The following is an 8,765-nucleotide window of genomic DNA, read 5'->3' as shown; positions in this document are numbered from 1 at the left end:
TCTATTTATTACTTTCAACTAAAGGTTAAAGCATGCAAAAATACAAAAAATATGCCTAATTCGTTTAATTTATATAGCTTTGCAGGCTGTTAATTTTAAAACTGATGCGCGTTTTTAAACAAAAAGAAGCATTAATTTCTCTGCTGAGCGCAGAGAAAAACAATTATAAAACCATCGGATTAGTCCCTACTATGGGTGCATTACATAAAGGACACATCTCTTTAGTAACACGCGCTTTAGAAGAAAATGATCTGGTCGTTGTAAGTATCTTTGTCAACCCAACACAATTTAATAATCCGGAGGACTTAGCAAAATATCCTAAAACCTTGGACAAAGATCTCCGTTTGCTTGAGGACCTTAATGATCAGATAATCATTTTTGCTCCTTCGGCACAAGAGATGTACCAAGATAATATCTCCTCAGAAAAATTTGATTTTGATGGTCTAGAACTCCAAATGGAAGGCAAATTTAGACCTGGTCATTTTGACGGCGTCGGAACAATAGTCAAAAAACTCTTCAACACTATAAGGCCCAACCGTGCTTATTTTGGGGAAAAAGACTATCAACAACTTCAGATCATCAAGAAACTTACAGAAAAAGAACACTTAGATGTTCAAATAATTGAATGTCCCATTACTAGAGAAGAAAGCGGGCTTGCGATGAGCTCGAGGAACGAACGCCTTCCAGAGGATTTGAGAATCAAAGCCGCTTTTATTTATAAAACTATTTCAAAGGCTAAAGAAAAATTCAACACCCATAGCATCCAACAAATCCTCGATTGGATTCATGACCAATTCAATAACCACAACGATTTTGATCTCGAATACGCAGAAATTGCCGAGCAAAAAACGCTAAAATCTGTTAAAGTCAAAAAAAATGGGGAGCATTATCGTTTATTTGTTGCTGTATATGCAAATGACATACGACTAATAGATACAATTGCTTTAAATTAATACCTTTGTAGCATGCAAATTGAAGTAGTAAAGTCCAAAATACACAGAGTAAAGGTCACAGGAGCAGATCTGAACTATATTGGTAGTATCACCATCGATGAGGCATTGATGGAGGCATCCAATATCATTGAAGGAGAAAAGGTACAAATCGTTAACGTAAACAACGGAGAGCGCATAGAAACCTATGCGATTAAAGGAAATCGAAATAGCGGTGAAATCACCCTTAATGGTCCTGCAGCACGCCGTGTTCAGCGCGGGGACATCATTATCATAATTGCTTACGGTACACTTGATTTTCAGGAGGCCAAAGATTTTAAACCCGCCATTATTTTCCCGAATGAAAATGACAATTCTTTAAAGTAGCGTGAATTCCAGATTGAAAAACATACTTAAAAAGACACTCCCACTTTTGCTGGGAGTTTTTTTAATCGGTTATTCATATTCGATCACCTCCCAGGAGGATCGTAAAAACATAGTAGAAGCCATTAAAGAGGCAGATTACTTCTGGGTTCTCATTTCCTTATTACTGGGGTTTTTAAGTCATTTTTTTAGAGCAGTTCGTTGGAACTTATTACTAAAACCAATAGGTTATCAACCGCGACTGATCAACAACATCATGGCCATCTTTGCTGCCTATTTAGCAAATTTAGGAATTCCACGCTCTGGGGAATTACTTCGGGCCACCACTATTAGCACTTATGAAAACATTCCTTTTCAGAAAGGATTTGGAACCATCATTGCAGAGCGAGTCATCGATGTTATAATGTTACTGCTCATTGTTTTAATTACGGGGATCCTACAGACTGAAATCATACTCGATTATTTCGCCGCAAAGCAAATTAATTATACCAAAATCATCACAATTGGGTGTGTGGCACTTGTTTTTGGCAGCTTATTCTACTACTTTATAAAGAAAGCTAGAAGCGGGTTTTTATTAAAAATTAAACACATTGTCCAAGGGTTAATCGAGGGGGTAAGCAGTGTTTTTCAAATGAAAAACAAACTTTTATTCATCCTCTATACCCTAGCGATTTGGCTGTTATATATCGCCATGTTTTGGGTGGTTAAATTTTCTATTCCAGAAACGGCTGATCTTCCAGTAAGCGCCATCTTAGCTGCCTTTGTAGCAGGTGCTTTTGCTATGACCGCTACCAATGGCGGAATCGGATTATACCCCATTGCCGTTAGTAACATCCTTTTAATTTACGGGGTAAGCAAAACTGCTGGAGATGCTTTTGGATGGATTATGTGGTCCTCTCAAACAATCATGGTGGTGCTCTTTGGAGCACTCTCATTTCTTTTACTTCCGATATTTAATAAAAATAAATAATTTCTTATCTTTCCCACTCCAAATCTTATGTATCATGAAAAAGAATGCCCTCTTATGCATTTTACTAATGCTATGCACCTACCTTAGCGTTGCTCAGGTTACCTCTACCACAATAGAGTCCATTAAACTTGCTGAGAAGCGAAACATAAAAATCTATGTACCAGAGGATTATAGCTCGGATAAAACCTATCCGCTTGTGGTTGTATTAGACGCGGATTACTTATTTGACATCACTGTTGGAAATGCCAAATTTTATGCACATAAAGATAAAATGCCACAGTGTATCATTCTAGGCATTGATCAAAGTCAAAGCAGGTACGAAGATTGTTATTACAGTCCAGAGAGTGGATTTCCAGATAAAAAAGGAAATGCTTTTTTCGAATTCATCTCTATGGAACTTATACCTATGGTAGCTAAAAACTATCATCTTGCTAACTTTAAAGCCATCATAGGTCATGGTATTACAGCTAATTTCACGAATTACTTCCTATTTAAAAAATCACCCTTATTCAATGCTTATATAGCATTATCACCTTCTTTCGCTCCCCTTATGGAGAGTAAAGTTCCTAAACGCTTAAGTGAATTAGATCAAATGGTGTTTTACTATATAGCTACCGCAAATGAAGATGAATCTGAGAACCAACAAAGAATCCAAGTCTTCCACAACCAAATTAAGGGATACAACAACAATCATTTACACTACTACTACAACAACTTTGACAATGCCGATCATTATTCAGTTGCCTCCTTTGGTATTCCAATAGCGTTTGACCAGATCTTTAAAGTTTATAAACCTATCAGTGTTAAAGAGTACAAGGAAGAAATACTTGCACACAATGGTCCTGTGATTGAATACTTAACTGATAAATACACCACTATTGAAACCTTATTTGGCTTTAAAAAGCAAGTGAGTTTAAATGACATGATGGCCATTTACGCTGGTGCTAAGAAAAAAGAGGACCTAGAATCTATAAAGGAACTGAGCAAAATTGCCAAAGACCAATACCCAAATACCATGCTTGGATTCTTCTGGGAAGCAGAGTACCTCGAGCACTTAGGCGAACCTAAAAAGGCGCTTCGTACCTATGAAAAGGCTTTTGGTATGAATGAAATTGATTTTGCCACCAAAGATCTTGCACTTGAGCGAATGGAGTCCCTTAAGGCGGATTTTGGATGGTAGTCCTATAGGGTTGACTCTCGTTTTACTAAACTGGATTTTATTATTTCAGTTACAAAAGGCCTGTTTTCATAGTCAGGGTCTTCTAGGCGCTTAATAAGTAAATCGGCAGCTTTCTCTCCAATTTCTTCACCCCCTTGACTAACCGTGGTGAGTGAAGGGCTACTACTTATGGAGATAATACCATCAGTGAACCCTATAAAGGAAATGTCTTCTGGTGCAGATTTCCCCATCTTTTGGGCTATTTTCATCGCTGAGACCGCAAAGAATTCGGTGACTCCAAACACCGCATCAACGGTGTGATTTATCAGTAATTCCTCGATTACATCTGAACCTCCATAGGGATCTTCAACCTTGATAATTAAATTGTCATCTACCTCAATTCCGTGGTCCTGAAGTGCTTTTCGGTAGCCTTGGGTACGTAAATTACCCACACTCATATAATCTGGCATACTAATTAAGGCAATGTTCTTACGCCCAGATTCAATCAAATAGCTCACCGCATTGTAAGCCCCTTGAAAGTCATCGATGATAACTTTATCACATTCAACCTGGTCTGTAACTCGATCGATCATCACCACAGGCATTCCCTGATTAATGACCTCTTTAATATGATGGAAGTCTTGTTTGTTTTCTGTTCCCATTGAAAGTGACATGATAAATCCATCGATACTTCCATTGGCGAGCATTTGCATATTAATCACCTCCTTGTCAAAGGATTCGTTTGAGATACAAACAATGACATTATATCCTTTTTCAGTTGCTAATCGCTCTATTCCGGTAATCACTGAGGAGAAAAAATAATGGACAATTTCGGGAAGAATGATTCCGAGGTTTTTGGTTTTTTGATTCTTCAAACTCAAAGCAATGTTATTGGGCTTGTAGTGATGCTCTTTGGCGAAAGCCTGAATAATCTCCTTGGTCTTTTCACTAATTTCTGGACTGTCTTTCAGCGCCTTAGACACTGTAGAAATAGACACGTTGAATCGTCTTGAAATTTCTTTTAGCGTTATTTTTTGCCTCATTTTCCTTTTCCTTTATTGCAAGATCAAAATTAAGCTTTTTATCCTATCCACCGCAATATCCTGATAACATTACAGCATAATTGCATATTTTGATGTTAATGACATTTAATTTTAACAAAATCTCATCCCTTGTGCGCCATCCTTTTTACCAAATGACCCATTACTGTAAATATACAGAATTTTTTAAGGGTACCTTCATAAGGACTCCTAGGGTATCCAATAAGGTTTTAGAGCACCATCAAATTACACCCTCTAATATCAGAGTGATCAAAGCGACCAATGACCTCAAAATTGTCTCCTTTTAGTTTCCCTAGATCTTGCGAGGCGATAAATGAACAGGAGTTCAAATTGGCTAGATCAATAATATTCATCCCCCCCGATTTTCCAGGTGGTAGTAGCGTTAGGGGATCTTCGGGGTCTCTAATGATGACTTTCATCCACGGTGGGCATCCAAAAATTCCATCCCCTTTTGAATAAGCTTGCGAGAGTAATTCAGTCATACCGTATTCCGAGTGGATTTTCTTTAGTCCAAAACCTTTTCCTAGCAAGTGATGTAATTCATTTCGGATGAGCTCCTTTCTTCTGCCTTTCATCCCTCCAGTCTCCATAACGATGGTGTTTTTAAGAGAAAATTGGTGTGTTTCAATAAGGTCCAATAGCGCAAATGAGACTCCGATAAGAAGAATTTTTCTTCCTGATTGATCTAAAGTTTTTATTTGCTCGGCCAGCTCATCAATGTTGTGTAAATAGAATCCACTTTCCTTTGCTTCAGAGGACTCAATCATATCATTGGCCATATAGATAAGTGAAGAGCCTGATCTTTCCAGATAAGAAGGTAGCAAGGCTAGAACGGTATAATCCTTTATATCGCCATAAAAGTGAGAAAATCCCTTTCTAAAACTCTCTTGATAAAGGCTTAAATCAGTTACATAATGCTTACTGGTTACAGTTCCCGTGGTACCACTGCTTGTAAAAATAATATCGTGGAAATCACTATCACAAACCACTTTTCGAGATTTGAAAAACTCAATAGGTAAAAATGGAATTTGCTCCAATAAAGTCACCTCTTTGGGTGTTCTTCCTAGGTGATTGCAAAATTCCTGATACGTTTTGTTGTTTCTATACTGAAATCCAAACACCATTAAGGCCACTTCATTGAAGTCTTCCTCTGATTGAATATTGAAAATAGCGCTGGGATCCATAAACCTTTTTTAACCCGACAAAAATACGCAAAATAGTATAGGAGGTATCTATTGTTTGGTGAGGCTTTTCAAAGTATCGTGTTTTTAGTAGAAAGAATATGCTTGCAATTCGATCATCGCGAATTAAAAAAAGGCCGCCATTGGCAGCCTTTTTTAATCAAATCAAAACCGTTTTATTACTTTAAAAGCTTAAACTATATCCCACGGAGAAGGAAGTTCCAAGGTCTCTATAAGAAAAGTTTTGACTAGCAGCGCCATAGGACTCATACCAGCTTTCTTTCTTATCATTTAGAATATTGCTCAGTTTAAAACTAATTTTAGAGTTTTGCTCTTCTCCAAAAGCTTTAGAGATATTAAAGTTCAAACTATTGAAAGGTTGCGTATATACATCTGGATTTTGTCCAAATCCTACAACCTCAAGCGTTTTACCTTGTACGTTATAGAACACCCCTGTTTCTAAACCTAATTCTCTGTTATTATAGCTTAATCCAGTGTTGATCAAAAATGGGGATTGTCCTTGCAGGTTCCGTGTATCTTCTATAGTCTCGCCATCTCTTGCAAATATCTTTCTTGAATCGTATTCCTGATCCTCCCCTTTTGCCATGTCAATTTTTGAATCGATCACAGATACATTTATATTTAACGCTAGATCGCGCAGCCCCTCGGTGATAAAACCGAAGTTCTTACGAGCCTCCACCTCCAGTCCAATAACCTCAGCAGCGGGCGAGTTTCGTGGTGTAAATTGATTCGGAGCCGTAATATCGTAGGCCACAATTTCTATGGGATCTTTAAATCGCTTATAGAAACTACTTACTGCAAACATTTGTGCTGCATCACCAAAAATTTCAAAACGAAAATCAAAATTGTCAATATAGGTAGGCCTTAAATCAAGGTTCCCTAAGAACATTATTCCAGTCAATAAGTCCGGGATCTGAACTACTGAGAGTTCTCTAAAGCTCGGTCTTGCTGTAGTACGAGAATAAGACAATCTGAAATTCTGATTCTCTTTAAACTCATATATAAAATTTGCTGAAGGAAAGAAATCAAGTTCATCGATAGTCTTAACATTATCGTAGATCTGGGTTCCTGTATTGTTTTGTCCAGTAAAATAGGTGGTGAAATATTCAGCTCTGAGTCCCAATATAGCCCTTAATTTATCAAAAACTTTAAACTCATTTGACACATACGCGGCCGCAGTATTTTGATTGGAATCAAAAGTATTAGCGGGTTGGAAATTCCCTCTCAAATAAGCACCAGAATTATTAGCTGTATTCCATACGTTTTCTGGTTGTAAAATAGCATTTGGATTTCCATTTAAACTTGAAGTAGGGAAATTATAAAATGCAATGTCATAGTTATGGATGCTGTAATCACGTTGCTTGTAACTATATAATCCACCGAACTTAAAAACTGACTTATGATCAAATAAGGTATAATTTTTAGTAAAGTCTACCTTAGCTACCGCATTAATTTCCTTTAGATCTCTCCATAAACGAATGGGGAAACCAGCATCCGAACTAATAGTGTAACCATCAGGATTGATTATAAAGGTAGTCAGACGAACATCCTTATCTTGAACACTACTATAGGTTGGAGACAAACTCCATTCGGTAGTAAAGGAGGCGTCCTTAGAGGTGTGCTTTCCAGAAATCAGTGCATTACTTACCGATCGTTGGGTGTATTCTAGGTTATCTTTTTTTACATCTATCGCATTGGAAATTTCTGTTCTTTGATTAAACAAAGCTGCTCTTTTCTCTCCGTTTTGAATGTGCAATAGATTTAATTTATATTTTGATCTTCCAGTTTTATACGAAAGACCAGCCAAGGCAGAGGCCAGTACATTGTTTAAGCCTAAATCGCCTCGCTGCCTTCTATCAAAACGTAATTCGTATTGATCGCTTTCTGCAGATTTTTGATAAACACCATTTTCAAATCCTTCATAAAACTCAGTAGAATTTTTAAAGTCTAACGAGGCAATAACCCCAAGCACGTTATCATCACCGACGTTAAATTGATTTCCGTAACTAAATCCTAGGCTAAAATCTGGCATAGAAGTTTGACGCTCTGCTGCCATATTAGGTTCAATTGATCGGGTAAAATCATCTAAAACACTGTTGTTTTGAGCATCCGAAGGACTTGGTATATTCGCATTTTCAGGAAAAGGCAAATCTCTTGTTCCATCATCAAATCCTAAAAAATCGGTTGCTCCTCCTTGGTAACTCAGATAATTTTCATTAAAATGCATGCTTGGATTGTAACCTATGGATGCGGAAAAAGAAAGTTGTTTTTGCGTTGGGAAATCCTTGGTCACAATGTTAACCACACCTCCAGTAAAATCTGCTGGTAAATCAGCAGATGCGGATTTTAAAACAATCACATTGTCAAGAATATTGGTAGGAAAAATATCCATTTGTACCGTGTTCTTATCAGGGTCAAGCCCTGGAATGTCCATCCCGTTTAAAATACTTTTAGTATATCGATCTCCTAGTCCTCGAACGTATACATATTTCCCGTCTTGCACCGAAACACCAGGAACACTTTTTATCGCTGAAGCAATGTCACTTGCCCCAGTTTTTTTGATGGACTCCAAAGACAACCCATCCATTAAGGTGACGGAATTCTTTTGAAGATTCAGTACGGAGGCTTCGGTATTTTTTCTCACAGTAGTGGTTACAACAACTTCATCTAATACGGCTGAAGAGGCATGCAATGTAATATTTACCTCTGTAGTTTTCCCTTGTTCTACCACAACTTCGGTAACCTTCTGAGAGGAGTATCCCACAAAGGAAAACAATAAGGTATAAGTTCCCTCATTTAAGTCTAAAACATAATCTCCTTCAAAATCTGTAGTTGTTCCTATGGTAGTTCCACTTACCGATACATTTGCAAATGGAAGGACGTCATTAAACTCACCGTCCATTATTTTCCCTCTTACAGTCCCCTGTTGTCCATAAGCAAACTGAATAAAGATAGAGGCTATTGCGACAAAAAGGAGTTTCTTGTTAAGCATTCTATTGTGTTTAATTTTCATTCTTTTCTTTTCAATTCTATTCTTTTCAACAAAATGTCCAAAAGCCT

At 37.4% G+C, this 8,765-nt stretch carries 7 protein-coding genes; 4 read left to right on the top strand and 3 right to left on the bottom strand.

Features of this window, described 5'->3' with window-relative positions; translation table 11 throughout:
- Window positions 1–104 precede the first annotated feature (104 nt).
- From panC to VKY50_RS12320, 4 genes are read left to right on the top strand one after another with little or no spacing between them, the layout of a single operon-like run.
- Window positions 105–953 carry a pantoate--beta-alanine ligase gene (gene panC / locus VKY50_RS12335; RefSeq protein WP_324302116.1) on the top strand — a complete coding sequence of 283 codons (849 nt, stop codon included), beginning with the start codon at window positions 105–107 and terminating at the stop codon, window positions 951–953.
- A 12-nt stretch (window positions 954–965) separates the two neighbouring features.
- On the top strand, window positions 966–1,316 hold the full coding sequence (panD, locus tag VKY50_RS12330) for an aspartate 1-decarboxylase (RefSeq protein WP_324302115.1): 351 nt from the start codon (window positions 966–968) through the stop codon (window positions 1,314–1,316).
- 1 nt (window position 1,317) lies between these two features.
- Complete coding sequence (locus VKY50_RS12325) at window positions 1,318–2,283, top strand: lysylphosphatidylglycerol synthase transmembrane domain-containing protein (RefSeq protein WP_324302114.1); 966 nt, start codon at window positions 1,318–1,320, stop codon at window positions 2,281–2,283.
- A gap of 34 nt (window positions 2,284–2,317) precedes the next feature.
- Entirely contained in the window at window positions 2,318–3,463 is a 1,146-nt protein-coding gene (locus VKY50_RS12320; RefSeq protein WP_324302113.1) for an alpha/beta hydrolase, read from the top strand.
- A 2-nt stretch (window positions 3,464–3,465) separates the two neighbouring features.
- Here VKY50_RS12320 and VKY50_RS12315 read toward each other — a convergent pair whose 3' ends face one another.
- The 3 genes from VKY50_RS12315 to VKY50_RS12305 form a co-directional block, all read right to left on the bottom strand.
- Window positions 3,466–4,485 carry a LacI family DNA-binding transcriptional regulator gene (locus VKY50_RS12315; protein WP_324302112.1) on the bottom strand — a complete coding sequence of 340 codons (1,020 nt, stop codon included), beginning with the start codon at window positions 4,483–4,485 and terminating at the stop codon, window positions 3,466–3,468.
- 227 nt (window positions 4,486–4,712) lie between these two features.
- Window positions 4,713–5,687 carry a LuxE/PaaK family acyltransferase gene (locus VKY50_RS12310; RefSeq protein ID WP_324302111.1) on the bottom strand — a complete coding sequence of 325 codons (975 nt, stop codon included), beginning with the start codon at window positions 5,685–5,687 and terminating at the stop codon, window positions 4,713–4,715.
- Between the two features lie 181 nt (window positions 5,688–5,868).
- Window positions 5,869–8,697, bottom strand: a complete 2,829-nt coding sequence (locus VKY50_RS12305; RefSeq protein ID WP_324302110.1) for a TonB-dependent receptor — start codon at window positions 8,695–8,697, stop codon at window positions 5,869–5,871.
- Window positions 8,698–8,765: the final 68 nt, after the last annotated feature.

The sequence above is a fragment of the Galbibacter sp. genome, from assembly GCF_035306585.1.
In the GTDB taxonomy this organism is placed as follows: Bacteria; Bacteroidota; Bacteroidia; order Flavobacteriales; family Flavobacteriaceae; genus Galbibacter.
Note: the sequence above shows the minus strand (reverse complement) of the source record. Positions and strands in the feature narration are given on the sequence as shown.

Excerpts from the sequence above, each read along its gene's own strand:
- panC (WP_324302116.1), top strand. The coding sequence starts at position 105 with ATGCGCGTTTTTAAACAAAAAGAAGCATTAATTTCTCTGCTGAGCGCA.
- panD (WP_324302115.1), top strand. The coding sequence starts at position 966 with ATGCAAATTGAAGTAGTAAAGTCCAAAATACACAGAGTAAAGGTCACA.
- VKY50_RS12320 (WP_324302113.1), top strand. The coding sequence starts at position 2,318 with ATGAAAAAGAATGCCCTCTTATGCATTTTACTAATGCTATGCACCTAC.
- VKY50_RS12315 (WP_324302112.1), bottom strand. The coding sequence starts at position 4,485 with ATGAGGCAAAAAATAACGCTAAAAGAAATTTCAAGACGATTCAACGTG.
- VKY50_RS12310 (WP_324302111.1), bottom strand. The coding sequence starts at position 5,687 with ATGGATCCCAGCGCTATTTTCAATATTCAATCAGAGGAAGACTTCAAT.
- VKY50_RS12305 (WP_324302110.1), bottom strand. The coding sequence starts at position 8,697 with ATGCTTAACAAGAAACTCCTTTTTGTCGCAATAGCCTCTATCTTTATT.